The 239-nt window shown below is 63.2% G+C and carries 1 pseudogene; it reads right to left on the bottom strand.

Going from position 1 to position 239, the window contains the following annotated elements:
* Positions 1-239, bottom strand: a pseudogene (locus B4920_RS27720) (EamA family transporter RarD); the annotation flags it as partial.

Raw genomic sequence — 239 nt, 5'->3', positions numbered from 1 at the left:
CGAGGCTGGCATCCAGCATGTGACCGTTGTTGATGGCCCAGATGAACAGCAGCCAGTTGCCGCCGACGGTGACGGAGGTGAAGGCCAGGGTGAGCAGCACTTTGGGTTGGCGCAGCACCGCCTGCACCTTGTGCCACTGGCGACCGATCAGGGTCAGCACCATCAGCAGGGCGCAGGACCAGATCATGCGGTGGGTCAGGATCTCGGCGGCCGGGACGGCGGAAATGGTCTTGAAATAG

The sequence above is a fragment of the Zoogloea sp. LCSB751 genome (assembly GCF_002028455.1).
Classification (GTDB): domain Bacteria; phylum Pseudomonadota; class Gammaproteobacteria; order Burkholderiales; family Rhodocyclaceae; genus Zoogloea.
Note: the sequence above shows the minus strand (reverse complement) of the source record. Positions and strands in the feature narration are given on the sequence as shown.